At 69.0% G+C, this 25568-nt stretch carries 25 protein-coding genes; 14 read left to right on the top strand and 11 right to left on the bottom strand.

All coding sequences use genetic code 11. The annotated features are described in order from the left end of the window. Positions 1-15: 15 nt before the first annotated feature. A complete protein-coding gene (locus ACHMXA_RS05690) occupies positions 16-720 on the bottom strand; it encodes a fumarylacetoacetate hydrolase family protein (protein WP_395319204.1) in 705 nt (234 codons plus the stop codon). A 70-nt stretch (positions 721-790) separates the two neighbouring features. After that, complete coding sequence (gene gtdA / locus ACHMXA_RS05685; protein WP_395319202.1) at positions 791-1852, bottom strand: gentisate 1,2-dioxygenase; 1062 nt, start codon at positions 1850-1852, stop codon at positions 791-793. A 126-nt stretch (positions 1853-1978) separates the two neighbouring features. Here gtdA and ACHMXA_RS05680 point away from each other — a divergent pair, with 126 nt between their 5' ends. The 6 genes from ACHMXA_RS05680 to ACHMXA_RS05655 all read left to right on the top strand — a co-directional run bounded on the left by ACHMXA_RS05680 (position 1979) and on the right by ACHMXA_RS05655 (position 6031). Further along, positions 1979-2875 (top strand): LysR family transcriptional regulator, encoded by an 897-nt coding sequence (locus ACHMXA_RS05680; protein WP_176665837.1) that lies wholly within the window; start codon positions 1979-1981, stop codon positions 2873-2875. Positions 2876-2988: 113 nt separating this feature from the next. Next, the gene (locus tag ACHMXA_RS05675; protein WP_395319200.1) at positions 2989-3438 is read left to right on the top strand and encodes an acyl-CoA thioesterase; all 450 of its coding nucleotides are present in this window, start codon (positions 2989-2991) and stop codon (positions 3436-3438) included. Between the two features lie 102 nt (positions 3439-3540). Continuing rightward, positions 3541-4017 carry a phasin family protein gene (locus tag ACHMXA_RS05670; RefSeq protein ID WP_395319198.1) on the top strand — a complete coding sequence of 159 codons (477 nt, stop codon included), beginning with the start codon at positions 3541-3543 and terminating at the stop codon, positions 4015-4017. 125 nt (positions 4018-4142) lie between these two features. Further along, on the top strand, positions 4143-4838 hold the full coding sequence (locus tag ACHMXA_RS05665) for a TetR/AcrR family transcriptional regulator (protein ID WP_176665834.1): 696 nt from the start codon (positions 4143-4145) through the stop codon (positions 4836-4838). Positions 4839-4842: 4 nt separating this feature from the next. After that, positions 4843-5691: a hypothetical protein gene (locus ACHMXA_RS05660; protein ID WP_395319195.1), complete on the top strand. Its 849-nt coding sequence runs from the start codon at positions 4843-4845 to the stop codon at positions 5689-5691. Between the two features lie 82 nt (positions 5692-5773). Continuing rightward, entirely contained in the window at positions 5774-6031 is a 258-nt protein-coding gene (locus ACHMXA_RS05655) for an acyl-CoA-binding protein (RefSeq protein WP_395319193.1), read from the top strand. Between the two features lie 25 nt (positions 6032-6056). Here the strand turns inward: ACHMXA_RS05655 and ACHMXA_RS05650 are convergent, their stop codons facing one another. From ACHMXA_RS05650 to ACHMXA_RS05635, 4 genes are all read right to left on the bottom strand, one after another. Next, the gene (locus ACHMXA_RS05650; protein ID WP_395319191.1) at positions 6057-6971 is read right to left on the bottom strand and encodes a DNA/RNA non-specific endonuclease; all 915 of its coding nucleotides are present in this window, start codon (positions 6969-6971) and stop codon (positions 6057-6059) included. A 64-nt stretch (positions 6972-7035) separates the two neighbouring features. Continuing rightward, positions 7036-7287: a hypothetical protein gene (locus ACHMXA_RS05645; protein WP_176665830.1), complete on the bottom strand. Its 252-nt coding sequence runs from the start codon at positions 7285-7287 to the stop codon at positions 7036-7038. Then, positions 7284-8906, bottom strand: coding sequence for a S8 family peptidase (locus tag ACHMXA_RS05640; protein ID WP_395319189.1), 1623 nt, complete (start codon positions 8904-8906; stop codon positions 7284-7286). Before ACHMXA_RS05640 ends, ACHMXA_RS05645 begins: the two co-directional genes overlap by 4 nt. A gap of 68 nt (positions 8907-8974) precedes the next feature. Further along, entirely contained in the window at positions 8975-10219 is a 1245-nt protein-coding gene (locus ACHMXA_RS05635) for a CaiB/BaiF CoA transferase family protein (RefSeq protein ID WP_395319187.1), read from the bottom strand. A gap of 255 nt (positions 10220-10474) precedes the next feature. Between ACHMXA_RS05635 and ACHMXA_RS05630 the strand changes: the two genes are divergently transcribed. The 7 genes from ACHMXA_RS05630 (at position 10475) to ACHMXA_RS05600 (ending at position 18408) form a co-directional block, all read left to right on the top strand. Continuing rightward, positions 10475-11365: a helix-turn-helix domain-containing protein gene (locus tag ACHMXA_RS05630; RefSeq protein ID WP_395319185.1), complete on the top strand. Its 891-nt coding sequence runs from the start codon at positions 10475-10477 to the stop codon at positions 11363-11365. Between the two features lie 131 nt (positions 11366-11496). Beyond that, entirely contained in the window at positions 11497-12432 is a 936-nt protein-coding gene (locus ACHMXA_RS05625; RefSeq protein WP_395319183.1) for an ABC transporter substrate-binding protein, read from the top strand. Between the two features lie 25 nt (positions 12433-12457). Continuing rightward, the gene (locus tag ACHMXA_RS05620) at positions 12458-13966 is read left to right on the top strand and encodes a sugar ABC transporter ATP-binding protein (RefSeq protein WP_395321227.1); all 1509 of its coding nucleotides are present in this window, start codon (positions 12458-12460) and stop codon (positions 13964-13966) included. Next, entirely contained in the window at positions 13963-14943 is a 981-nt protein-coding gene (locus ACHMXA_RS05615) for an ABC transporter permease (protein WP_395319181.1), read from the top strand. The genes ACHMXA_RS05620 and ACHMXA_RS05615 overlap by 4 nt, the downstream gene beginning before the upstream one ends. A 107-nt stretch (positions 14944-15050) precedes the next feature. Further along, the gene (locus ACHMXA_RS05610) at positions 15051-16151 is read left to right on the top strand and encodes an alcohol dehydrogenase catalytic domain-containing protein (RefSeq protein WP_395321225.1); all 1101 of its coding nucleotides are present in this window, start codon (positions 15051-15053) and stop codon (positions 16149-16151) included. Further along, a complete protein-coding gene (locus tag ACHMXA_RS05605) occupies positions 16148-17674 on the top strand; it encodes an FGGY-family carbohydrate kinase (RefSeq protein WP_395319179.1) in 1527 nt (508 codons plus the stop codon). Before ACHMXA_RS05610 ends, ACHMXA_RS05605 begins: the two co-directional genes overlap by 4 nt. Continuing rightward, positions 17671-18408, top strand: a complete 738-nt coding sequence (locus tag ACHMXA_RS05600) for an SDR family oxidoreductase (RefSeq protein ID WP_395319177.1) — start codon at positions 17671-17673, stop codon at positions 18406-18408. The genes ACHMXA_RS05605 and ACHMXA_RS05600 overlap by 4 nt, the downstream gene beginning before the upstream one ends. Positions 18409-18446: 38 nt before the next feature. Here ACHMXA_RS05600 and ACHMXA_RS05595 read toward each other — a convergent pair whose 3' ends face one another. Genes ACHMXA_RS05595 through ACHMXA_RS05585 form a run of 3 tightly spaced genes read right to left on the bottom strand, consistent with a single transcriptional unit; the run spans position 18447 to position 21965 of the window. After that, the gene (locus ACHMXA_RS05595; RefSeq protein WP_395319175.1) at positions 18447-18764 is read right to left on the bottom strand and encodes a polyhydroxyalkanoic acid system family protein; all 318 of its coding nucleotides are present in this window, start codon (positions 18762-18764) and stop codon (positions 18447-18449) included. Next, positions 18757-19905 carry an aminopeptidase gene (locus ACHMXA_RS05590; RefSeq protein ID WP_395319173.1) on the bottom strand — a complete coding sequence of 383 codons (1149 nt, stop codon included), beginning with the start codon at positions 19903-19905 and terminating at the stop codon, positions 18757-18759. Before ACHMXA_RS05590 ends, ACHMXA_RS05595 begins: the two co-directional genes overlap by 8 nt. Then, positions 19902-21965, bottom strand: a complete 2064-nt coding sequence (locus tag ACHMXA_RS05585; RefSeq protein WP_395319171.1) for a molybdopterin-dependent oxidoreductase — start codon at positions 21963-21965, stop codon at positions 19902-19904. Before ACHMXA_RS05585 ends, ACHMXA_RS05590 begins: the two co-directional genes overlap by 4 nt. Positions 21966-22016: 51 nt before the next feature. On the opposite strand from ACHMXA_RS05585, the gene ACHMXA_RS05580 reads away from it, so the two are divergent. Next, positions 22017-23141 (top strand): ABC transporter substrate-binding protein, encoded by a 1125-nt coding sequence (locus tag ACHMXA_RS05580; RefSeq protein ID WP_395319169.1) that lies wholly within the window; start codon positions 22017-22019, stop codon positions 23139-23141. 18 nt (positions 23142-23159) lie between these two features. Here ACHMXA_RS05580 and ACHMXA_RS05575 read toward each other — a convergent pair whose 3' ends face one another. Together ACHMXA_RS05575 and ACHMXA_RS05570 are read right to left on the bottom strand one after the other, a co-directional pair. Then, positions 23160-24254 carry a M14 family metallopeptidase gene (locus tag ACHMXA_RS05575; RefSeq protein WP_176665823.1) on the bottom strand — a complete coding sequence of 365 codons (1095 nt, stop codon included), beginning with the start codon at positions 24252-24254 and terminating at the stop codon, positions 23160-23162. Between the two features lie 39 nt (positions 24255-24293). Beyond that, positions 24294-25496, bottom strand: a complete 1203-nt coding sequence (locus ACHMXA_RS05570) for a M20 aminoacylase family protein (RefSeq protein ID WP_395319167.1) — start codon at positions 25494-25496, stop codon at positions 24294-24296. Positions 25497-25568: the final 72 nt, after the last annotated feature.

The raw sequence follows: 25568 nt of genomic DNA, 5'->3' as shown, positions 1-25568 counted from the left end.
GTGCGGTGAAGAAGATCAGTCGATATGCACAGTCAGCGACGGCAGCCGCTCGATGCTCACCTTGATGGTCTGGCCCGGCTTCACCGCGCCCACGCCCTCGGGCGTGCCGGTGAAGATCAGGTCGCCGGGCTGCAGCGTGAAGAGGGTCGAGAGGTTGGCAATGACTTCGTTCACCGACCAGATCAGGTGCGTGATGTCGCTCTTCTGGCGCACTTCGCCGTCGACTTCGAGCACGATGGCGCCGGCGTTGATCTCGCCCACGTCGGCCAGCGTGCGCAGCGGCGCGATGGGCGCGGAGAAGTCGAAGGCCTTGCCGATCTCCCACGGGCGGCCCTGCTCGCGCATCTTCATCTGCAGGTCGCGGCGGGTCATGTCCAGGCCCACGGCGTAGCTGTGGATGTGGCTGGCGGCCTGCTCGACCGGGATGTCGGCGCCGCCCTTGCCGATGGCGACCACCAGCTCGGCTTCGTAGTGGTAGTTGCTCGTGAGCGGCGGATAGGGAATGGAGGCGCCCTTGCCGTCGGGCACCGGCACCACCGAGGCGTCGTCGTTGGGCTTGCAGAAGAAGAAGGGCGGCTCGCGGTCGGGGTCGAAGCCCATCTCGCGCGCATGGGCGGCGTAGTTGCGGCCCACGCAGTAGACGCGGCGCACGGGGAACTGCTGGTCGGAGCCGACGATGGGCAGGCCGACGATGGAAGGAGGCGTGAAGACGAAGGACATGGAAGGCTCCTGCCGCTCGCGGCGGCACACGGTCAGAAAGAAAAAAGAATCGGAACTGCGCGCCCGGGCTTCAGGCGTCTTCGAGGAAGGCTTCGCGCAGGATGCCCATGGCCTGCTGCACGGGGCGGTCGGAGAAGCTGAAGAGCACGGCGTCTTCGCTTGGCGACGACAGCTTCAGCGTTGCCCACGAGGGCACGACGAAGGTGTCGCGCGGGCCAAAACCGAAGCGCTGGCCGCCGATCTCGGCCGTGCCGTGGCCCTCGACCACGCTGTAGACGGCGCCATCGGTCGCGCGGTGCGCCTTGCCGGCGAAGCCCTTGGGCAGCAGCTGCAGGTTGGTCGCGATGGTCGGCATCGGCGAGCCGCCGGTCAGCGGGTTGATGTAGCGCAGCTTGTGGCCCAGCCAGGCGTCGGGCGCTTCCTGCTTCTGCAGCTGCGCCAGCGCCTCGCGGCTGCGCGCATAGGGGTAGTTGAAGATCGGCGAGGTGGCCGATGCGTGGTCGTGCCGCACCGGCACCATGTTGTGGCCGAAGCGCGCGAGGCTGTTGCCCTCGGGGCGCGAGACGTGCTGCACCTTGGAGTCGTCGTTCTCGGCGAAGCCGGCGTCGAAGAAGCGCAGCATGGGGATGTCGAGGCCGTCCAGCCACACCACCGGCTCCACGCTGCCGCCGATGCCCTCGTTGCCATGGTCGTGCCAGGCCCACGAGGGCGTGATGATGAAGTCGCCCGGGTACATGGTGGTGCGCTCGCCGCCCACCGTGGTGTACGCCCCCTTGCCGTCGACGATGAAGCGCAGCGCCGACTGCACGTGACGGTGCGAGGGCGCGACCTCGCCCGGCATGATGAGCTGCAGCCCCGCGTAGAGCGACTGCGTGATCGACGAGTTGCCGGGCAGCGCCGGGTTCTCGAGCACCAGCACGCGGCGCACGGCCTCCTCGGCGGTGATGAGGTCGGCCGACTCCATCAGCAGCGGGCGGATCTCGTCGTAGCGCCACAGGGCGGGCACGCATGGCGTCTGCGGCTCGCGCGGCACCAGCGCGTGCAGCGATTCCCACAGCGGGGTGAGGTGCAGCGGGCGGATGCGGTCGTAGTAGTCGCGGCGCTCGGCCGCATTCGAGGGGGCGGGTTTCATGGGGCGGTTGTCTCCGTTGGCGGCATTGTTGGCCCGCACCACTATTTCCTCAAGACCGACAGCCAATACACGGAATTCGAAATTTCGATAATGGTGCCTTTCGCCGTAAGCAGACAGGAGGCTCGCATGTCGAAGCTCGATCTCGAATGGCTCGCCGTGTTCGACGAGGTCTACAAGACCGGCAACGTCTCGAAGGCGGCCGAGCGGCTGGGCATGGCGCAGGCCGCGGCCAGCACCGCGCTGAACAAGCTGCGCGCGCACTTCGACGACCGCCTGTTCACCCGCACCGCGCAGGGCATGCAGCCCACGCCGCACGCCGAGCGCATCTACCCGAACCTGCGCGAGGCGCTGGCCCAGATCGCCCAGGCGCAGGGCAACCGCAGCAGCTTCGACCCGGCGCAGGCGCAGCGGCGCTTCCGCATCTGCATGACCGACATCAGCGAGGTGGTGCTGCTGCCCGGCCTGCTCGACCACCTGCGCCAGGCGGCGCCGGGAGTGCACATCGAGACGGAGATCATCTCCACGCTCAGCGGCCGCCGGCTGCAGGACGGCGAGGTCGACCTAGCCGTGGGCTTCATGCCGCAGCTGGACGCGGGCTTCTACCAGCAGACGCTCTTCATGCAGAATTTCGTGTGCCTCGCGGCGCGCAACCATCCGCGCATCGGCACGAAGCTCACGCGCAAGCGCTTCGAGGCCGAGGCGCATGCGGTGGTGTCGACCTCGGGCACGGGGCACGCCATCGTCGACACCACACTCGCGCGGCTGGGGCTGAAGCGCAACGTGGTGGTGCGGCTGTCGAGCTTTCTGAGCGTGGCGCGCATCGTGGCGCAGACCGAGCTGCTGGTGGTGGTGCCGCGCATCCTGGGCAAGGTGCTGGCCACGCAGGAGCCGGTGAAGCTGCTGGAGCCGCCCTTCGCGCTGTCGGACTACGCGGTGAAGCAGCACTGGCACGAGCGCTTCCATGCCGATCCGGGCAATGCCTGGCTGCGGCGCACGCTGGCGCAGCTGTTCAGCGGCAGCTAGCCGAGCGTGCGCGCCGGGGCGACCGGCGGCATCCGCAAGCGGGTGCCCGCTCGCATAATCGCGGCTCCCCACTCCATAGTCACAGCCACATTCACCACCAAAGGCGGCCTCCCATGTCCTCGATCACCCTGCGTTTTCTCGCCGAGCCCAACACCGTCAACTTCGGCGGCAAGGTCCACGGCGGCACCGTCATGAAGTGGATCGACGAGGCCGGCTACGCGTGCGCGACCAGCTGGGCCAAGCGCTACTGCGTCACCGCCTTCATCGGCAGCATCCGCTTCCACCGGCCGATCATGATCGGCGACCTCGTCGAGGTGGAGGCCCGCCTCGCCTACACCGGCAATACCAGCATGAACATCTCGGTCGAGGTGCGCAGCGGCGACATGAAGGGCGGCGCGATGGAAAAGACCACCGAATGCCTGATCGTGTTCGTCTCGGTCGACTCGCACGGACGTCCGCTGCCGGTCGTGCCGTACGTGCCCGGCACGCCTGGCGAAATGGCGCTGGCCGAGCGCGCCAAGACGCATCTGGACGCAAGCCGCGCGGCCGGCAACACGCCCTGAGCCCCGCCCGGGGAGCTTCGCCCCATAGACGCGAAGCTCTAATGAAGAGCGCGCCGGGCGGCTAGAGTCAGGCGATCGTTTGCAAGCAAAGGAAGAAATCGCATGGCTACCCAGGACGACGACAGCAACGGCAAGGCCGCCGACCGCATCAAGGATTCCGCCCAGCAGATCTGGCTTGCCGGCCTCGGTGCCTTCGCCAAGATGCAGCAGGAAGGCAGCAAGGCCTTCGAGGCGTTGGTCAAGGACGGCGCCGGCATGCAGAAGAAGACCCAGCAGGCCGCCGAGGAAACCCTGGCCCAGGCCCAGCAGCGCATGGCGGGCTTCGCCAGCGAGTTCGGCACCAAGGCCGCCGGCCAGTGGGGCAAGCTGGAGAACATCTTCGAGGAGCGCGTGGCACGCGCGATGGAGAAGCTCGGCGCGCCCAGCGCCGCCGACATGGCCGCGCTGCAGGCGCGCGTGGAGGCTCTTGAGGCCCAGCTGAAGAAATCGCAGCAGGCCGCCGCGCCCCGCAAGGCCACCGCCCGCAAGACGGCCGCGCCCGCGGCCGAGAAGACCCTGCGCCGCAGCAAGGCGGGCTGAGCGGCCCGCATTGCGGCGCTGCACAAGAAAATCGGCGCCGCAAAACATGTCCCGCACCGTCCATGGTGCGGTGCACATACGCTAGAGTGCTCCCAAGAGATCACGAGACATCCGGGGGCACCAGCATGGCAAAGAAGGCGCCACGCCGAACAGCGCAACGCATCCTCGAAGCCGCATTGGATCTGTTCAACCGCTTCGGGGAGCCGAACGTCTCGACCACGCTCGTGGCGGGCGAACTCAACATCAGCCCGGGCAACCTGTACTACCACTACCCGGCCAAGGAAGAGCTGATCAACAAGCTCTACGAGGCCTACGAGGCCGAACTCGACGAACTGCTGCACGCCAGCGAGGGCGTGCACGACGTGGAGGACGCGTGGTTCTTCATGCACAGCCTGTTCGAGCTGATCTGGCGCTACCGCTTTCTCTACCGCGACCTCAACGACCTGCTCAGCAAGAACCGCCGGCTGGAGACCCAGTTCCAGCTGGTGCTGAAGAACAAGGCGCGCGCCATCCGCCAGCTGATCGCCGGCCTGAGCCGCGCGGGCCACCTGGAGATCGACGTGCACGAGGTCGACACGCTCGCGCAGAGCATGGTGGTGGTGCTGACCTACTGGCTGAGCTACGAATACGTGCGCAACCCGCGCGAGGCGCTGGAGCCCGGGCATGCGCAGGGCGCACTGATGCGCGGCGGGCTCCATGCCCTGCACCTGCTCGCGCCCTACCTCGGCCCTGAACAGCGGCGGCACCTGCTGGCGCTGGGCAATGCCTACAACGGCGAAGACTCCGGCGCCGCGGCCACTCCTGTCGACATGGCGGTCTAGAACCATGCCCCATTCCGATTTCAAACCGCTCTCGCTGATGTCCGCCGGTGCGGCCAACGGAAACCCCGGCGCCGGCACCGAACCCTGGACCCCCCTGCCCTGGGCCGACTCCCCCCGCTACGACGCGCGCAGCGTGCTGCCCCACTGGCCGCGCCTGCACGCCGGCCACGAGCTGCCGCCGCCGGCCGAGGGCTCGGCGCTCGCCGAAGGCTGGGCGCTGTACCACAGCGGCGAGTTCGAACGCGCCGCCGCCATCGGGCTGCAGCATGGCGCCGAGGGCATGGCGCTGGCCAACCAGGCGACCGCGATCTACGCCAACTACCTGGAGCCGCGCGAATCGGTGCGGCTCGCGATGTTCCGCCAGGTGATCGAGCGCGCGGGCGCGCAGGCGGCCGCAGAGCCGGACAACTGCCAGGCGCTCTACTGGCAGTCGTATGCGCTGGGCCGCTACAGCCAGGGCATCAGCGTGGCGCGCGCGCTGGCGCAGGGCCTGGGCAGCAAGCTCAAGGGCGCGCTGGAGCGGGTGATCGAACTGCAGCCGCGGCACGCCGACGCGCACCTCGCGCTGGCCTCCTTCCACGCCGAGGTGATCGACAAGGTGGGCGCGCTGGTCGGGCGCATGACCTACGGCGTGCGCTCAGAAACCTCGATCGAGCTGTTCGAGCGCGGGCTCGAGCTGCACCCCCATTCGGCCGCCGGACTGATGGAGTACGCCCGCGCGCAGCTGATGCTGCACGGCGAGGCCCGCATGGCCGAGGCGACGCGGCTCTACGAGAAGGCGGCGGCGCTCAAGCCGGCGGACGCGCGGGAGCGGCTGGACGTGGAGCTGGCGCGGGCCGGATTGCGGGACTGAACAGTATCGGTGGGGTATCGGTACGACCGTGTACCGCAGGACTTAAGATGCGGGCTTTCCGCTTCACATCCCCCAGACCGCCATGTCCGATCTCAACGCCCAGTTCGAAGCCGCCCAGGCCAACTCCAAGCTGCTCGCCGAGCGCCCCGACAACCCGACGCTGCTGAAGATCTACGCCCTGTTCAAGCAGGCCACCGAAGGCGACAACACCGCCAAGAAGCCCAGCTTCAGCGACATCGTCGCGCGCGCCAAGTGGGACGCATGGACGGCCCAGAAGGGCCTGAGCGCCGACGAGGCCAAGCAGAAGTACATCGACCTGATCGACTCGCTGCGCGGCTGACCGTCCGGCAAGCCACCGGGCCGAATCAGGCCGGCAGCTTCGTGTCGGCGAAGCGCCGAATGGGCTGCACGAAGGCGAGGTCCGCGCCGTCGAGCACGTCGCGGCCTTGCAGGCTCTCGAAGCGCAGCCCGGTCTCGGCCTCGATGAAGGCCAGCGGGCGCTGCGAAGTGCCGAAGTCTTCCAGGTCGCGCGCCACGCCTGAATCGAGCCAGGTGCCCTGGCTCATCAGGTAGGCGATCGCGCTGAGCTCGCCGGTCGCCTCGCTGACGAAGGCGACCACCTTCCAGAAGTCGCGCGGAATGCGGATGCCGAACCGCTCCGGGTCGTCCGGCCGCAGGATCGGGCCGGTGAAGACGCTGATGCGCTTGTCGTCGCCCTGCGCGTTGCCGAGCACGTAGTCCTCCAGGTCGCCCCACAGCCCCTCGTTGAACGGCTGCCATTGCGGGCAGGCGTTGGTGGCGAAGAAAGTGTCGATGTTGGCCCTGCGGGCCGTCGCCAGCGGGCCCCAGTTCGGGTCCTGCCTGCGCGTCATGTGGCCGCGCGAGAACTTGCCTTCCTGCCCCGGGCCGTAGGCCTCGCGCAGCATCTGGTATTCCTTCCTGATGCGGCCGTCGTAGTTCCAGGTGTCGTGGCGCGGCACGTTCTTCGACTTCCCGCCGTCGATGTTGCAGGCCGAATAGAGCGGCACGCGCCGCGAGATGCACTGCACGGTGCTGAAGTGCTGATACCTGAGCTCGAAGGAGCCGTCTTCGAGCCTCGCGATGTCGTCCATGGAAACGGGCTCGCCGATGGCCGGCAGCGCCACGTGCGCGTCCGGGCCCAGGAAACCGGCCGAATAGCCCTGGCGGCCCTCGAAGAACTCCGGCGGCTTCGGCGTCGCGGCAACGCGCTGGATGCCGGCCCACGAACTGCTCACGACCTGGATGTCTGCGTCGGACATGGAAAAGCTTCCTCCAGAAAAACGACGGGGCCGTCTTCGGCCCCGGTGAATGCGTGCTGCGCGACTACTTCGCGAGCTTGGCGCGCGCGTTTTTCAGGTTGAAGGCAGGCTTGCGGATTTCCGCGAAGCTGGGCTGGGACACCGCCCACTCGGGGTTCTGCTCGAGCGCGGCCAGCTGCTCCTCGTCGACCTGGGCTTCCAGCAGGGTGCTGGTCTTGGCCGTTAGGACGACGCCCGGCACGCGGCGGCGCAGCCGCGCCTTCGCCGACAACTTCTTGCCGGGGCTGCCTGTGTAGGTCAACACGACGCTGGTCACTTCAGAACTCCAAATCCTTCGTACTCGGCCGGCCAACCCACCCGTTGCGCCGTCTGCGACAGCATCCTGACGATGGCGTCGGCCTTTTCAGGGCCGTTTTGCATGGTAAGCAGCTTCGGATTCCCTGACAACAGACGGGCCGCCATGCCCGAGGAGTACGGCGTGGCCATCGAGGTGCCGGACATCATCGCGTACCTGCCCCCCGGAAAGGTCGACAGCACCGCCACGCCGGGGCCGATGAAATCGGTGGAAAGCCCGTGGTTCGAGAACTCGGCGACGAACTCCTTCTTCCGGCGGATCTCGCTTTCCTGGAAGCTCTCGGGGCAGTCCGCCGGGAACGTGCCGTCGCGCCCCAGCGCGCCCACGGCCAGGGTGTGGCTGTAGCGGGCGGGAAAACGCAGCAGCGGCTGGCCGTCGTTGCCGGTGGCCGCGAACACCACCACGCCGGCATTGCGCGCCTTCTCGAGGATGTCGGGCATCTCCGGCATCGGCTCCAGGCTGCCCATGCTGATGTTGACGATGTGGCAGCCGTCGGCGATGGCGCGGTCGAGCGCGCTGGCGATGTCGGTCGACTTGGCGCGCCCGCGCTCGCCGCTCTTCGGGCAGACGCGGTAGGCCATCAGCCGGCAGGCCGGCGCGAGGCCGTGGATGCCGGTACCTTCCGCCATCCGGCCCGCGATGATGCCGGCCACGTGCGTGCCATGGCCGATGCCGTTGTCCAGGAAGTCGGCCGGGTTCTCGCCGGTGACGAAGCAGCCGCCGCCGGCCACGGCGACGTCCGGATGCGGCCCGACGCCGCTGTCGATCACGCCCACCGTCACGCCCGCCCCCGCCTGGGGGTCGTAGGGCGCGTAGTGCGACAGCAGCCGGAACGAATCGGGCGCCAGCGGCAGCGCCCGCACGTCCAGCCGCTTCGGCGCAGCCGTCCGTTCGAATCCCTTGAGGAAGACGGACCAGTGCGTGTGCTCCGGCTCGACCAGGATCATCTCCACGCGCGGATAGAGCACGGGAACGCCGATGCTCGCGATGCCCTCCTTGTCGGTCACCGCCGGCACGTGCGCGCCGTCCCAGTCCACGAGCGCCTTGACCCGCACGCCCGCCACGGGCCTGCCCTGCGGATCGGCCAGGCGCAGTTCGAAGCGCTTGACCTTGGTTCCCGCCGCGACCTGGATCGCGCTGGTTTCCAGCTCGTCGCCCAGCGGCCGGATGTACTGGAGATACGCCCACGCGGCCGGCGCGATGCGCAGCCCGGGCGTGTTGCGCCGCATCGCCAGCAGCGCGGCCGAGTTGGCGCTCATCACCGACACGCCCTCGACCTGCTTGAGAAGCTTCATCCGGGGAATGCCACGGCCTTCCACCCGTTGCCCGATCGCGTCCGCCGGATTGCCCAGGTTGATGGCGCTCAGCGTCGCCAGCTCGGCGCCGTCGGCGGCTGCGCTGCGCGGGGGCCAGACGATCACGTCGTCGGAAAACTTGGGCTCCACCGCCATGCGGCGCAGGCGCAGCTCCTGCAGCAGGCGCTCCAGCTTCTGCTCGTCCGACTTCGACAGCTCGCTCTTCACGGGCTGGTGCTGGATACGCCTCGGTGCCTCGCGTCGCTCGTTCGCTGCTGCAGCCATGGACTCTCTCCTTATTGCCGGTTTATCGCATGAGGACGGTTTCACCCCGGTGAATAGTCCCTGCGGAGCTATCCCACGATCCCGCGCTCGCGCAGCGCGGCGATCTGCTGCGCGCTCAGTCCGATCTCCTTCAGCACCGCATCGGTGTCCTCCCCCAGCGCCGGCGCGTTGTGCCGGTGGCTGGCGGGCGTGAGCGACAGCTTGGGCACGAAGCCGGGCACCGCGAGGTCGCTGCCGTCGGCCATGCGCACCCGCTGCAGCATGCCGCGCGCGGCGTAGTGCGGATCGGCCGCGATGTCAGCGATGGTGTAGATGCGCCCGGCCGGCACGTGCGCCGCGTCGAGCGCGGCCAGCACCTCGCCCACGGTGCGCTGCGCGGCCCAGTCGCCGATGGCGGCGTCCAGCATCCCCACCTGCGCCACGCGGCCGGTGTTGCCGGCCAGTGCCGGGTCGGCGGCGAGGTCGGGCCGGCCGATGCATTCCATGAGCCGGCGGAAGATGCTGTCGCCGTTGCCCGCGACGATGGCGTAGCCGCCGTCGGCGCAGCGGTAGGCGTTGGTCGGCGCGATGCCGGGCAGCGCGCTGCCGGCCGCCTCGCGCACCGCGCCGAAGGCGCTGTATTCGGGCAGCAGGCTTTCCATGCAGTTGAAGACCGCCTCGTACAGCGCCACGTCGACCACCTGCCCGCGCCCTTTCGGATATTCGGCGCTCACCGTCGCATGCCGGTGCTGCATCGCCATCAGCACGCCGATCACGCCGTGCAGCGAGGCCAGCGTGTCGCCGATCGAGACGCCCACGCGCACCGGCACGCGGCCCGGCTCGCCCGTGAGGTGGCGCAGCCCGCCCATGGCCTCGGCCACCACGCCGAAGCCGGGACGGTCGCGGTACGGGCCGGTCTGGCCGTAGCCGCTGATGCGCAGCATCACGAGCGCGGGGTTGGCGGCCAGCAGCTCGTCGGGGCCCAGGCCCCAGCCTTCCATCGCGCCGGGGCGGAAGTTCTCGATCAGCACGTCGGCCTCGGCCGCCAGCTTGCGCACCACCGCCTGGGCCTCGGCCTCGCGCAGGTCCAGCGCCAGCGAGCGCTTGTTGCGCGACTGCACCTGCCACCAGACCGAAGTGCCGTCCTTCAGCAGCCGCCAGGTGCGCAGCGGATCGCCCGCGCCGGGCGGCTCGATCTTGATGACCTCGGCACCGAAGTCGGCCAGCGTGCGCGCGGCGAAGGGCCCGGCGATGAGCTGCCCGAGCTCGATGACCTTGAGGCCGGCCAGCGGGCCGGCCGGGGTGGATGAGGGTGTGCTTGTGGTCGTCGTCATGGCGCCAGAGTGTGCCGCCCGCCGCATCGGGAAGGGAAAACACCTATGAATTCTTGACGCCGCCGGCCCTGCCTGCGCCGCAGTGCAGCAATCGGCGCTGTCACGCGCCTCCTTCCTCGGGGAGAAAGGGTCTTGCTGCGGCGCAATGCGGCCCGCGGCATCGATCTCCACGGCCTCCGGCAAGGTCAAGAAAGTATCGATTCCGGGCGCTATCTCTGGTTGTTGGCGTCGGGAGCGGTTCGTACAGTCCGCCCCATGCAACCCGACCTGGAAATCGTCGAAGTCCGAGGTGACGAATCGTTCACCTGCTGGGCGCACGGCTACCCGTACCGCACGGTGCGCTGGCACTTCCATCCCGAGTACGAGATCCAGCTCATCGTCGAGACCCAGGGCGTGTATTTCGTGGGCGACCACGTGGGCCACTTCGAGCCGGGCAACCTGGTGCTGATGGGCCCCGACCTGCCGCACAACTGGATCAGCGACGTGCCCGCCGGCCAGAGCGTGGAGCGGCGCGGCATCGTGATCCAGTTCCCGGCCTCGCTGGTGCAGGGCATGGCCGCGACCTTCCCCGAGTTCGAGCGCGTCGCGCCGCTGCTGGCTGAGTCGGGCTCGGGGCTCCTGTTCTCGGCCGATACCGCCGCCGCGGCCAAGCCGATCATGGAATCGCTGCTGGAGGCGCGCGGCCTGCGGCGCGTGGTGCTGCTGCTGTCGCTGCTCGAGCTGCTGGCCGACGGACAGGACCGCCAGCGCCTCGCGAGCCCGGCCTTCAGGCCCGACCCCAAGGCCTTCATGTCGCACGCCATCAACAACGTGCTGGCGCACATCGCCGCCAACCTCGGCGACGACCTGCGCGAGCCGATGCTGGCCGAGCTGGTGGGCCAGAGCCCCAGCGCCTTCTCGCGCTCGTTCCGCAAGCACACGGGCCAGTCGTTCGTGCGCTACGTGAACCGGCTGCGCATCAGCCGCGCCTGCGAGCTGCTCACCAGCAGCGAGAAGCCCGTGCTCGACGTCTGCATGGACGTGGGCTTCAACAACGTGTCGAACTTCAACCGGCAGTTCCTGCTGCACAAGCGCATGCCGCCGACCAAGTTCCGCCAGTTCCACCGAATGCAGGCAGCCGCCTCGCGCGCGGCCAGTCCGCCGTAGCGCACGGCACCGCCCGCCACCACCCGTTTTCCCCGCGTCGTTTCCGGCGCGGCGCACCGAGGCGCCGCGCGGGACGGACCTTTGCCAGCGTTTTTCATCGACAGCCAGACAACCTCAAGGAGACAGCCACCATGACGAACCTTCCCAAAGCCGCCGCGCTCGCCGCATGCATCGCCGCGCTGGTCTGCGGCACCTCGGCCGCGCAGGCGCAGGCCCAGCCGGCAAAGCAGCCGCTGCGCATCGGCATGACCTTCCAGGAGCTCAACAACCCCTACTTCGTGACCATGAAGCAGGCGCTGGAGGAGGCCGCCGCCAGCATCGGCGCGACCGTGGTCACCACCGACGCGCGGCACGACGTGGCCAAGCAGATCGGCGACGTGGAGGACATGATCCAGAAGAAGGTCGACATCCTGCTCCTGAACCCGACCGACTCCACCGGCGTGCAGTCGGCCGTGCGCTCGGCCAAGAAGGCGAACCTGGTGGTGGTGGCGGTGGACGCCAACGCGCAGGGACCGGTCGATTCCTTCGTGGGCTCCAAGAACACCGACGCCGGCCGTCTGGCCTGCGACTACCTCGCGAAGAACATCGGCGAGAAGGGCGACGTGGCCATCCTCGACGGCATCCCGGTGGTGCCGATCCTGGAGCGCGTGAAGGGCTGCCGCGAAGCACTCGGCAAGTACCCCGGCATCAAGGTCGTGAGCACGCAGAACGGCAAGCAGGAGCGCGCCACCGCGCTCACGGTGACCGAGAACATCCTGCAGGCCAACAAGGAGCTCAAGGGCATCTTCAGCGTGAACGACGGCGGCTCCATGGGCGCGCTCGCGGCCATCGAGGCCAGCGGCAGGGACGTGAAGCTCGCCAGCGTGGACGGCGCGCCGGAGGCCATCAAGGCGATGCAGAAGCCGGGCTCGAAGTTCATCGCGACCACCGCGCAGTACCCGCGCGACCAGATCCGCCTGGCCATCGGCATCGCGCTCGCGAAGAAGTGGGGCGCCAACGTGCCGGCCGCGGTGCCGGTGGACGTGAAGCTGATCGACGCCGAAGGCGCGAAGACCTTCAGCTGGTAAGGCGCATCCGGAGCGAGGCATGGCCATGGAAGACACCGCCGAAATGCTGCGGCTCGAAGGCGTCTCGAAGAGCTTTCCCGGCGTGAAGGCGCTCTCGGGCATCGACCTCTCGATCCGCAGGGGCGAGGTGCACGCGCTGCTCGGCGAGAACGGCGCGGGCAAGTCGACGCTGATGAAGATCCTCGGCGGCATCCACCAGGCCGACGAGGGGCGCATCCTCATCGAGGGCGAGGAGCGCCGGTTCGCGGGCTACAACGACGCGATCGCGGCGGGCATCGGCATCATCTTCCAGGAGTTCAGCCTCATCCCGTACCTGAACGCGGTGGAGAACATCTTCCTCGGCCGCTACCTGAAGAACCGCTTCGGGCTCATGGACCGGGCGGCGATGAAGCGCTCGGCGCGCGAGCTGTTCGACGAGCTGGGGGTGCACATCGACCTCGGCGCGCCGATCTGCCGCCTCTCGGTGGCGCAGCAGCAGTTCGTGGAGATCGGCAAGGCGCTGTCGCTGAAGGCGCGCCTGCTGGTGCTCGACGAACCCACCGCCACGCTCACGCCGAACGAGGCCGCGCACCTGTTCGGCATCATGCGCGAGCTGCGCGCCAGGGGCGTGGCGATGATCTTCATCTCGCACCACCTCGACGAGATCTTCGAGGTGTGCGACCGCATCAGCGTGCTGCGCGACGGCGCCAACGCGGGACACGCCGAAGTGGGCGCGACGAACGTGGACGCGCTGGTCGAGATGATGGTGGGCCGCCGCATCGAGCACAGCTTTCCGCCGAAGCCGCAGCCCGCGCCGCGCGGGCGCAAGGTGCTGGAGGTGCCGCACATCCAGCTTTCCAGGGGCGGGCCGGTCAACGCCTTCGACCTGCACGAGGGCGAGATCCTCGGCTTCGCGGGACTGGTCGGCTCGGGCCGCACCGAGCTCGCGCTGGGCGTGATGGGCGCCGACCGCACCCATCGCAAGACGGTGCTGCGCAACGGCGTGCCCGTGCGGCTGGACGACCCGACGCAGGCGCTGGAGAACGGCATCGGCCTGCTGCCGGAGAGCCGCAAGGTGGAAGGGCTCATCACCGACTTCACGATCCGCTTCAACATCTCGCTGAACAACCTGGACAGGCACCGCAGCGCGGGGCTGGTCGACAGGGCCTCGGAAGAGCGCTCGGCCGCCGAGCTCTCGCGCCGCGTGGGCGTGAAGGCGCCCGGCATCGAAACGCGCGTGGCGACGCTCTCGGGCGGCAACCAGCAGAAGGTGGTGATCGCGCGCTGGCTCGGGCACGCCTGCGAGGTGCTGATCTTCGACGAGCCCACGCGCGGCATCGACGTGGGCGCCAAGGCCGAGATCTACGGGCTGATGCGCGAGCTCACCAGGCAGGGCAAATCGATCGTGATGATCTCCAGCGAGCTGCCCGAGATCGTCGGCATGTGCGACCGCGTCGCGGTGTTCTCGGGCGGCGCCATCGTGGCCACGCTCGAGGGCGACTCCATCAACTCCGGCGACATCATGCGCCACGCAACCAGAGGGGGCCTGCAATGAGCGCCACCGCCACCCATCCCGTGCCGCCGGTTCCCGCCGGCGGGCTCCTCACCCGGCTGCGCCGCTCCACGGCCTTTCTTCCACTGGTGGGCCTGGTCGCGATCTCGGTCTTCATGATCGTGGCGACCGACAACTTCCTCTCGTGGGGCAACCTGCAGAACATCGCGCTGCAGTCGTCCATCAACGCGATCATCGCGGTGGGCATGACGGCGGCGATCCTCACCGGCGGCATCGATCTCTCGGTGGGCGCGGTGGTGGCGCTGTCGGGCACGCTGGCCTCGGGGCTGATGGTGCAGTTCGGGCTGCCGCCGATGCTCGCGGTGCCGCTGGGCCTGGGCGTGGGCGTGGTGATCGGCCTGTTCAACGGCTACTGCGTGGCGTACCTGCGCATGCCGCCCATCATCGTGACGCTGGCCACCATGGGCATCGCACGCGGCATCGCGCTGATCTACACCGGCGGCTATCCCATCGACGGGCTGCCCGACTCGTTCGCCTTCCTCGGCGGCGGCGTGCTGGCGGGCATCAAGGTGCCGATCCTCCTCGTGCTGGCGACCTACCTCGCGGCCTACGTGCTGCTGAACATGGCGCCCTTCGGCCGCTACGTGTACGCCATCGGCGGCAACGAGGAAGCCACGCGGCTCTCGGGCGTGCGCGTGTCGCGCTACAAGCTGCTGGTGTATGCGCTCAGCGGCTTCACCGCCGCGGTGGCCGGCATCGTGCAGGCCTCGCGCGTGACCAGCGGGCAGCCCGGCGTGGGCGTGGGCTTCGAGCTCGACGCCATCGCGGCGGTGGTGATGGGCGGCACCTCCATCGCAGGCGGACGCGGCGCCATCGTGGGCACGCTGGTCGGTGCGCTGCTGCTGGGCGTGCTGAACAACGGGCTCAACATGATCGGCGTGTCGCCGTACCTGCAATTGATCATCAAGGGCGGCATCGTGCTGCTGGCCATCTTCATCAGCCGGGAAGCCAAGCGCTGACTTCCCCGTCGCCTGCCCCCTCGTTCCCCTCCAAGACCTCAAGGAATCCCGTGTCCTATCAAAAGCTCCAGCCCGGCCCCTCGGGCGCCATCTCGCAACTCGCCTCCATGCAGGCCGTCGTCTGCCACGGCCCCAGGGACTACCGGCTGGAGACGGTCGACATGCCCGCCGTCGGTCCGAACGAGCTGCTGATCTCCATCGCCGCCTGCGGCATCTGCGCCTCCGACTGCAAGTGCCACTCGGGCGCGAAGATGTTCTGGGGCGGCGACGGGCAGCCCTCGTGGGTGAAGGCGCCCGTCATTCCGGGCCACGAGTTCTTCGGCTACGTCGAGGCGCTGGGCGAAGGCGCGGCGGAGCACTTCGGCGTGGAGAAGGGCGACCGCGTGATCGCCGAGCAGATCGTGCCCTGCGGCAAGTGCCGCTTCTGCACCTCGGGCAAGTACTGGATGTGCGAGGTGCACAACATCTTCGGCTTCCAGCGCATCGTGGCCGACGGCGGCATGGCCGACTACATGCGGCTGCCGCCCACCGCGCGCGTGCACAGGATTCCCGATGGCATCCCGCTGGAAGACGCGGCCATCATCGAGCCGCTGTCGTGCGCGATCCACACGGTGAACCGCGGGGACATCCAACTCGACGACGTGGTGGTGATCGCTGGCGCCGGTCCGCTCGGGCTGATGATGGTGCAGGTGGCGGCGCTGAAGACGCCCAGGAAGCTGGTCGTGATCGACCTCGTGCCCGAACGCCTCGCGCTCGCGAAGCAGTACGGCGCGGACGTGGTCGTCAATCCGAAGACCGAGAACGCCGATGCCGTCGTCAAGGGCCTGACCGGCGGCTACGGCTGCGACGTGTACATCGAGACCACCGGCGTGCCCGCAGGCGTGACGCAGGGCCTGGAAATGATCCGCAAGCTCGGCCGCTTCGTGGAGTTCAGCGTGTTCGGCTCGGAGACCAGCGCCGACTGGTCGATCATCGGCGACCGCAAGGAGCTCGACGTGCGCGGCGCGCACCTGGGGCCGTACTGCTATCCGGTGGCCATCGACCTGCTGGCGCGCGGGCTGGTCACCTCGAAGGGCATCGTCACGCACGACTTTCCGCTGACCGAATGGGAGCGCGCCTTCGCGCTGGCAAACTCGCTGGATTCCATCAAGGTGCTGCTGAGACCGCAGCCCCGATCCCGAGAGACAACCAGCCAGAGGACATCATGAAATACGTGATCGGCGTCGACATCGGCACGCAGAGCACCAAGTGCCTGCTCGTCGGCATCGACGGCAAGGTGCATTCGCAGCACAGCGTGGCCTACCAGCCGGAGACGCCGAAGCCTCTGTGGGCGCAGCAGGACTGCGAGGTGTGGTTCGACGCGGTGTGCGAGAGCGTGCGTGCCTGCGTGGCGAAGAGCGGCGTCGCACCGTCGGAGATCGCCGCGATGTGCGTGAGCAGCCTCTACGGCGGCGCGGGCATCCCGGTCGACGAGGCCATGCGTCCGCTGCACCCCTGCCTGATATGGATGGACCGCCGCGCCACCGCCGAGGTCGATGCGGTGAACGCCAGCGTCGACGTGGCGCGGCTGCAGGCCATCACCGGCAACGGCGTGGACAGCTACTACGGCTTCACCAAGATCCTGTGGGTGCGCGAGCACCTGCCCGAGGTGTGGGCGAAGACGCGCCACTTCCTGCCGCCCAACAGCTACATCAACTGGCGCTTCACGGGCGAGCTGGCGGTGGACCACAGCTCGGCCGGCAACATCGGCGGCGTGTACGACGCGGCGCGCCGGCAATGGTCGGAAGAAGCGATGGGGATGCTCGGCATTCCGCCGCGCATGATGCCGCCGCGCCTGGTGGAAGCCAGCGACGTGGTCGGCGGGCTGGGCGCCGAGTGGGCCGCGAAGCTGGGCCTCGCCGCGGGCATGCCGCTGATGGCCGGTGGTGTCGATGCGGCGGTGGCCACCTTCTGCGCGGGCGTCACCGGCAGCGGCGACCACGTGGCGATGATCGGCACCAGCATGTGCTGGGGCTTCGTGAGCCCCACGTTCGATGCGCGGCACAGGCTCATCAGCATGCCGCACGTGTACCGCGGCGCCGACCGCAGCTACGTGTTCGGCGGCGCGATCACCGCGGGCGCCGCCGTCACCTGGTTCCGCGAGGCCTTCTGCCAGGCCGAGATCGCGGAAGCCGCGCGCACCGGTGAGGACGCGCACGCACTCATCGAGCGCAAGGCGGTCGACGTGCCGCCCGGCGCCGAGGGCCTGGTGTTCCTGCCTTACCTCATGGGCGAGCGCAGCCCGATCTGGGACGCGCAGGCCAAGGGCGCCTTCATCGGGCTTTCGCTCGCGCACAGCCGAGCGCACCTCTACCGCGCGGTGCTCGAAGGCGTGAGCTTCGCGCTGCAGCACAACATCGAGGCCGGCCGCCGTAGCGGCCAGCCGCTGGACGAGCGGCTGATCGTGGTCGGCGGCGCGGCGCACTCCGATCTCTGGATGCAGATCGTGGCGGACATCACGGGCTACCCGGTGTTCACCATCGAGCAGGAAGTGGAAGCCGCGCTCGGCGCGGCGATGCTCGCGGCGCTCGGCGCCGGGCTGGTCGATGCGGCCACCGCGGAGCGCGGCTGGGTCACGCTGGTGGAGCGGGCGCGGCCCGAGCCCCGCGCGCAGGCCGTGTACCGCGAGCGCTTCAAGATCTACAAATCGCTCTACCCCGCGCTGCGCGATGCGATGCAGCGGCTGACATGACGACCTCCTTCGATTTCTCCGGACGCCGCGCCCTCGTGACCGGCGCGAGCAGCGGCATCGGCCGCGCGGTGGCGGTGCGGCTCGCGCAGGCGGGCGCGCGAGTGACTGCCATCGGGCGCAATGCCGCGGCGCTGGCGGCGCTGCACGCGGAAGCCGGCTGCACGCCGCTGGTGCTCGACGTGGCCGATGCGCCGGCGCTGGAGCGCGCGCTCGCCGCCTTGCCCGCCTTCGACCTCGTGGTGAACTGCGCCGGCATCGCGCTGCTCGAACCGGCCGCCGGGATGCAGGCCGACAGCTTCGACGCGGTGATGGCCGTCAACGCGCGCGCGGCGGCACTGGTGGCCTCGCGCTGCGGCAAGGCGATGATCGCGGCCGGCGTGCGCGGCAGCATCGTCAACGTGTCGAGCCAGGCTTCGCTGGTCGCGCTCGACGCGCACCTTTGCTACTGCGCCTCGAAGGCCGCGATGGACGCCGTCACGCGCTCGCTGTGCCTGGAGTTCGGCCCGCACGGCATCCGCGTGAACAGCGTGAACCCCACCGTCACGCTCACGCCGATGGCCGAGCAGGCCTGGTCCGATCCGGAAAAGAGCGCGGCCGCGTTGAAGAACATTCCGCTGGGCCGCTTCGCGCAGGTGGATGAGGTGGTGGCGCCGATCCTCTTCCTGCTGGGCGATGGCGCCTCGATGGTGAGCGGCGTGGCGCTGCCGGTGGACGGCGGCTACACCATCGTCTGAGCCGGCGGGCGCGGCGCAGCGAGGGCAAGAGCGTGGGCTCAGGCGAGGCGGGTGCCGCCCCGGGAAGACGATTCGAGCATCGCGTCGAGGTTGCGCGTGATCTTCTGCTCGATCATTTCGCTGAAGCTGCTGAACAGGAAGCCCAGCGTCGCCTCGAGCTTGAAGGTGGTGTCGGTGACCTCGACGGTGCCGTCGATGCCGGCGCGCGTGAAGGTGGCGGTATCGCAGCCATCGCCCTGCGTGTAGACGCATTCGAGGCCGAACTCCTGCTCGGCCTGCTGGATCCACTTGCGCGCGACGACGCGCGCGCGTGCGATGCCCAGTGTGTGGTTGCGTTCGATGTGGATGTCAGGCACCGCGATCTCCGGTCTTGTCGTGTTCAGGTGTGGTCTGGGTCTGGAGGATACCCGTCGCTGCCTGCAGGGCGACGCGGCGTTCCTCGGAGGTCGGCAGCTTCGCGATGCGCCGCACCTCGGCATAGAAGCGCGGCCAGTCGCGGCCTTCGCGCTCGAAGAGTTTCTCGAAGCTGGGCACGAGGTCGTCGTAGGCGCCCTGCGCGCCGAAGGCCGCGTTGTTGGCGCGCGCCACCCAGGCGTCGTAGGCGTTCTGGCGCGGGCCTGACCAGCCGGCCTTCAGGCTGGCATAGCGCTCGCGGAAGTCGGCCATGGCGGCCTGCTTCATGGCTTCCACCTTCGTCCAGTCCCCGGCCTTGGCTTCGGGCGACTCATATACCCTGGTCAGGGCGCGGCGGGTGTCCAGCGCCAGCGCGCGGAACTCCTGGCGCTGCGCGTCGAACTGGGCGTACTCGCGACGCGCCGTATCGCCGGCCTCGCGCTGCAGCCACATCGCGCCGCCGATGCGCTCGACCGCGGTGGCATAGGACTCGTTGAAGACCGTGTCGCCCGCCACGTAGAGCACCTGGTGCGCGAGCTCGTGGAACACGATGCGCGCGAGCTCGCCCTCGGGGTAGCCGATGAAGGTCGACAGCAGCGGATCGCCGCCGGCCCAGTTCATCCAGCCCAGCGTGGAGTACGCGGGCACCGGGTACACGGCCACTTCCAGGTCCTGCTTCTTCTGCTCCTCGGCCTCGGCCTTGGCCGCTTCCTCGCTGTAGTAGCCGCGATAGCCAACGCAGCCCGCCACTGGGAAGCACCAGCTCTTGAGCGTGAGCGAATAGTGCGGCGCCGCCACCACGTTCCACACGGCGGCGGGGCGGTGCAGATCGGCGTACGACTTGTAGCTGGGGTTGTCCGGCAACCCTAGTTCGGCCGAGGCAAAGCGGCGGATGCGCTGCGTGAGCTCGAGCTTGGCCTTCAGTGCCGCCGAAACCGACGGGTCGGCGAGCCACTCGGGCACCGGCTTGGCGGCCCGCATGATGCCGATGTGGCCGCTCGCGGACTGCCAGTAGTAGCCGAGGTCGGCGCAGCCGGTGAGCAGGAGCAGCGAGCCGGCCAGCGCAAGGACCGGAAGGCCCGGAAGAAAGCGAAAGCGCCTCACACCTTCTCGACTTCGACCAGGCAGTCGTAGAAGGTCGGCCCGCGGCCGATGTCGGTCAGGCGCTGGCTGGTGAGCTCGTTGACGTTGGTGCCGTCCATGCCGAGCTTGCGCCACCAGATGCCCATGCCGTGCACCACGCCCTGGCGTGCGCGGCGCGAGATCTCGGCGCGGCAGCGGTGCTCGCCGCGCTTGTTGAACACGCGCACCGTGGCGCCGTCCTCGATGCCGCGCGCGGCGGCGTCGGCCTCGTGGATCTCCAGCAGCGGCTCGACCTCGATGGCGCGCAGGCTGGTCACGTTGACGAAGGTCGAGTTGAGGAAGTTGCGCGCGGGCGGCGAGATCATGGCCAGCGGGAATTCGGTCGAACTGCCTGCCGGCTCCCAGTTGGGCACGTGGTCGGGCAGGCCGTCCATGCCCATGGCCTGCAGGCGCTCGCTGAAGAACTCGCAGCGGCCCGAGGGCGTGGGGAACCGGCCTTCGGCGAAGGGCGCCTCGGGCAGCTTCAGGCTGCTGAAGCCCTGGGCCACCAGCTCGGCGTAGTCGATGTTGCCTTCGGCGAAGGCGGTGCGGCACAGCGTCTCGTCGGAATCGGAGAAGCAGGGCTCGGTGAAGCCCATGCGCTTCGCGAGCTCGCGGAACACCCAGGCATTGCTGCGGGCCTCGCCGCGCGGCGCCACGGCCGGGCGGTTCAGCAGCACGTCGGTGTGGCCGTAGCTGCAGTGGATGTCCCAGTGCTCCAGCTGCGTGGTGGCGGGCAGCAGGTAGTCGGCGTAGTCGGCGGTGTCGGTGCGGAACTGCTCCAGCACCACGGTGAAGAGGTCTTCGCGCGCGAAGCCCGCCGCCACCTTGGCCGACTCGGGCGCCACCGCCACCGGGTTGCTGTTGTAGACCACGATGGCCTTCACCGGGTTGGCGGTGTCCAGCAGCGCGTCGCCGATGGTGCTCATGTTGATGGTGCGCGGCTTGCGCCCGGCCAGCAGGTCGGGGCGCTGCAGGGTTGCGCGGTCCACCGGGTAGTGGCCGGAGCTGCTCAGCAGCAGGCCGCCGGCACGGTCGCGCCAGGCGCCCACCAGCGCCGGCAGGCAGGCGACGGCGCGCGCCGCATTGCCGCCGCCGCGCACGCGCTGCATGCCGTAGTTCAGGCGGATGGCCGCCGGCTTCGTGGTGCCGTAGGCCTTGGCGAGCGAGACGATCTGTTCCTCCGGAATGCCGCAGACCTGCGCCGCGCGCGACGGCGGCCATTGCAGCGCGCGCTCGCGCAGTTGCTCCCAGCCCAGGGTGTGATTCGCGATGTAGTCGTGGTCGAGCCAGTCGTGCACGATCAGTTCGTGCATCAGGGCCAGCGCCAGCGCGGCGTCGGTGCCGGGCAGCAGCGCGATGTGCTCGTCGCACTTGTCGGCGGTCTCGGTCTTGCGCGGATCGATGCACACCAGCCGGGCGCCGGCGCGCTTGGCGGCCTGGGCGTGGCGCCAGAAATGCAGGTTGCTGGCGATGGAGTTGCTGCCCCAGATCAGGATCAGCTTCGCCTCGGCGAAGAACTCGATGCGCATGCCGACCTTGCCGCCCAGCGTGTAGAGCATGGCCTCGCCGCCGGCCATGGAGCAGATCGTTCGGTCCAGCAGGCTGGCGCCCAGCTTGTGGAAGAAACGCCGGTCCATCGACTCGCCCTGCACCAGGCCCATGGTGCCCGCATAGCTATAGGGGACAATAGCTTCGGGTTTTCCCTGTAATACTTGAAGATTCGCCGCGATGTCGTCCAAAGCGGCATCCCAGCTCACCGGCTCGAACTGGCCGCTTCCCTTGGGGCCGACGCGCCTGAGAGGCTGAACCAGCCGTTCCGCATGGTCGTTGCGCTCGATGTAGCGCGACACCTTGGTGCACAGCACCCCGCCCGTGTGCGAATGGGCGGGATTGCCCTGCAGCTTCACCGCAACGCCGTCCCTGACGGTGGTGACCAGCGCGCAGGTGTCCGGACAGTCGTGCGGGCATGCGCCCAGAACGGTGCTGGTTGCGGGCTGGGAGGGCGCTTCTTCGAGCGAGGTATCCGGTGCGTGGGCCATCGGACAAGTCTAATTTGTGCGCGAATCAGAGCGCGGGAGTGGGTTTTCATCATGTTGAATCGACGTCGTTTTTCCCTGGCCGCCGGTGCGGCCGCCACGCTGGGCGGCTTCGGCATCGCCCGGGCGCAGGACACGCCGCTGGTGCTGGGCCAGTCGGCGCCTTTCACCGGGCCGGCGGCGCAGCTGGGCATCCAGTTCAATCAGGGCGCCAAGCTGTTCCTGGACCAGTACAACGCCCAGCCGGGCCGCCGCAACGTGGTCATCAAGAACCTGGACGACGGCTATGAGCCCGACCGCTGCGCGGCCAACACGCAGAAGCTGATCGAGGAGGATGTCTTCGCCCTGTTCGGCTATGTCGGCACCCCGACCAGCCTGGCCGCGCTGCCGCTGGCGGTGAAGGACAAGGTGCCCTTCGTGGCGCCCTTCACCGGCGCGATGTCGCTGCGCGAGCCGTTCCAGAAGAACGTGTTCCACCTGCGCGCCTCGTACAACGACGAGACGGCGCTGATGGTCAAGCAGCTCACCCACCTGGGCCTGAAGAAGATCGCGGTCTTCTACCAGAACGACGCCTACGGCAAGGCCGGCCTCGACGGCGTGACGCTGGCGCTCGCCGAGCAGCAGCTCAAGCCGGTCGCGCTGGCCACTGTGGAGCGCAATTCGGCCGACGTGGCGCAGGCGGTGAAGAGCATCGTGGCGGCACGGCCCGACGCCGTGGTGCAGGTGGGCGCGTACAAGGCCTGCGCGACCTTCATCCGCGAGGCGCGCAAGGCCGGCTTCGGCGGCACCTTCTTCAACCTGTCGTTCGTGGGCACGCAGGCGCTGGCCGACGAACTGGGCAAGGACGCGGCCGGCGTGATGATCACGCAGGTGGTGCCCTCGCCCTACAACCAGGCCAACGCGCTGGCGCGCGAGTTCGCCGAGGCGGCGCGCAAGGCCGGCGGCACCATGGGCATCAACTTCTCGAGCATGGAGGGCTACCTGGCCGCGAAGGTGCTGGTGGAAGGCCTGCGCAAGGCGCCGGGCAAGCCCACGCGCGAGAGCATCGTTGCCGGCCTGGAAAGCATCGACCGCCAGCAGTTCGGCGGCTTCGAGGTGTCGTTCTCGGCCAGGAACCACGTGGGCTCGAAGTTCGTCGAGCTCTCGATGCTGACGGGCGACGGCCGCGTCAGGACCTGAGCTTCTTCGGCTGCGGCCTCAGCTAGTCAGGCCGTCCACGGCCTGGAACATGGCCTGGCGCGCCTGGCTGACGATCTGCCCGCGCCAGGCGTCGGTGTCCGTGTAGAACGCCTCCAGCATGCGCGCGCGGATGCCGTCGGCCAGGTCGGCCGGCGCTTGCGGATGCTTGTGCAGCCAGTGGTCGGCGCGCAGCGCGCCGGTCACTTCGAGGATGGGCAGCGTGCCGTATTCGAGCGCGATGCCGGTGTACTCGGCCTGCGGGCACTCCTCGTACACAGAATCCCACATCAGCCCGCGCAGCAGTGCCGAGGTCGACGAACCGTCGTAGATGGAGGTGACGGGCGCAGCCGGCGTGCCCCACCATCCGTTGGCGCGCGCATAGGCGGTCTTGTCGTCGCGGCCCGCGAAGATGCGTTCGCCCAGGCCGTTCGGGCCCAGCCCGGTGTGCAGGTCGATCCAGGCGATGCGCTTCGCGCGGCCCGCATGGCGGCGCAGCACCTCGCGGATGGTCCTGTTGCTCCAGGTCGGCGCCTTGCCGCCGTAGAAGAGGCCGTCTTCGAACTGGTATTGGCCGCTGGTCACCGCGGCCTGGTAGGCGGTGGTGCCGTGCTTGCCGATCCACTTCTCGATGGCCGCCTGGTTCTCGGGCGTGGGCGGCCAGGTGTCGGGCAGCAGCAGCTCGTGCAGCTTCGCGTAGGCCTCGTTGACCGGCACCGGCTTCGAGAAGTCGATGAAGTTGCGGTTGAGGTCGACGTTCTCGTGCGTCACGCGCCGGCCGTACGAGAAGCCGTGCGGGTTGAGCGCATGCACGTACAGCACCGCCACGCCCTGCGCCTTCGCCTTCTCGCGCCACTCGGCGTCGTGCAGCGCGAACACCTGCACGCCGCTGCCGCAGTGGCCTTCGACGCCGTGGCAGGCGCTGCTGACAACCAGCAGGTTCTGCGCGTCGGGCGCGCCGTCGAGCGCCACGTCCATCGAGAGCTCCTCGCCCTCGCGCCCCTTGAGCGGGTGCGCATGCGGCTCGACCGTGAGGCCGGCGCTCACGCAGCCCTGCAGGAATTTCTGGCGCGCCTGCGAATAGCGCGGCGAAAAGGCTTCGGCGATTCCGATCATGTGGCGCGGGACCTCTCTCGGTGGATCAGGCGGCGGCGATCAGGCGGCGCTGCCGCCGGGCTTGAGGAACTGCTCCGCGATCTGCACCCAGCAGGTCGCGCCCAGCGGGATCAGGTCGTCGTTGAAGTCGTAGCTCGCGTTGTGCAGCGTGCACGGGCCCTCGCCATGGTGCACGTCGCGGTGCGCGCCGTCGCCGTTGCCGATGAAGGCGTAGGCGCCCGGCTTGGCCTGCAGCATGAAGGCGAAGTCTTCCGAGGTCATGGCGGCTTCCTGCTTCAGCACGTTCTCGGGGCCCACGACCCCGGCCATCACGCGGCGGGCGAAGTCGGCCTCGGCCTCGGTGTTGATGGTGGGCGGGTAGTAGCGCTCGAAGCGGAACTCGCAGGTGGCGTCGTGCGCGGCGCAGATGTGGTCGCAGATCTGCTTCATGCGCGCCTCGATCATGTCGAGCACCTCGATGGAGAAGGTGCGCACCGTGCCCGACAGCTCGCAGTTGTCGGGAATCACGTTGTTGGCTTCACCCGCGTGGATGGTGGTGACGGAGATGACGGCCGAATCGGTCGGCTTCATCTTGCGCGTGAGGATGGTCTGGAAGGCCTGCACGATCTCGCAGGCGATCGGCACCGGGTCGATGCCGGTCTGCGGCAGCGCCGCGTGGCCGCCCTTGCCCACCACGTTGACGAAGAACTTGTTGCCCGAGGCCATCACCGGGCCGGGGCTCACCGCGAACTGGCCGGCCTTCATGCCGGGCCAGTTGTGCATGCCGAAGACGGCATCCATGGGGAATTTCTCGAAGAGCCCTTCCTTGATCATTTCGCGGGCGCCGCCGCCGCCCTCTTCGGCGGGCTGGAAGATCAGGTAGACGGTGCCGTCGAAGTTGCGGTGCTTCGCGAGGTGCTGCGCCGCCGCGAGCAGCATGGCCGTGTGGCCGTCGTGGCCGCAGGCGTGCATCTTGCCGTGGTGCTTGCTGGCATGGGCGAAGGTGTTGAGCTCGGTGACGGGCAGTGCGTCCATGTCGGCGCGCAGGCCGACGGCGCGGTTGCTGGTGCCGTTCTTGACGATGCCCACCACGCCGGTGGTGCCCAGGCCGCGGTGGATGGGGATGCCCCATTCGGTGAGCTTGCCTGCCACCACGTCGGCGGTGCGGACTTCTTCGAAGCAGAGTTCGGGGTGTGCGTGGAGGTCACGTCGGACGGCGGCGATGCCGGCCGCCTGCGTGACGATCGAGTCGATGAGTTTCATGGGGGATGGACCGTCTCAAAACGCCAGTCTATCCACTCTGGCTCCGGGAGGCACCCCAGAAAGCACGCAGCC

The organism is Variovorax sp. UC74_104, assembly GCF_044055375.1.
GTDB lineage: Bacteria > Pseudomonadota > Gammaproteobacteria > Burkholderiales > Burkholderiaceae_C > Variovorax.
Note: the sequence above shows the minus strand (reverse complement) of the source record. Positions and strands in the feature narration are given on the sequence as shown.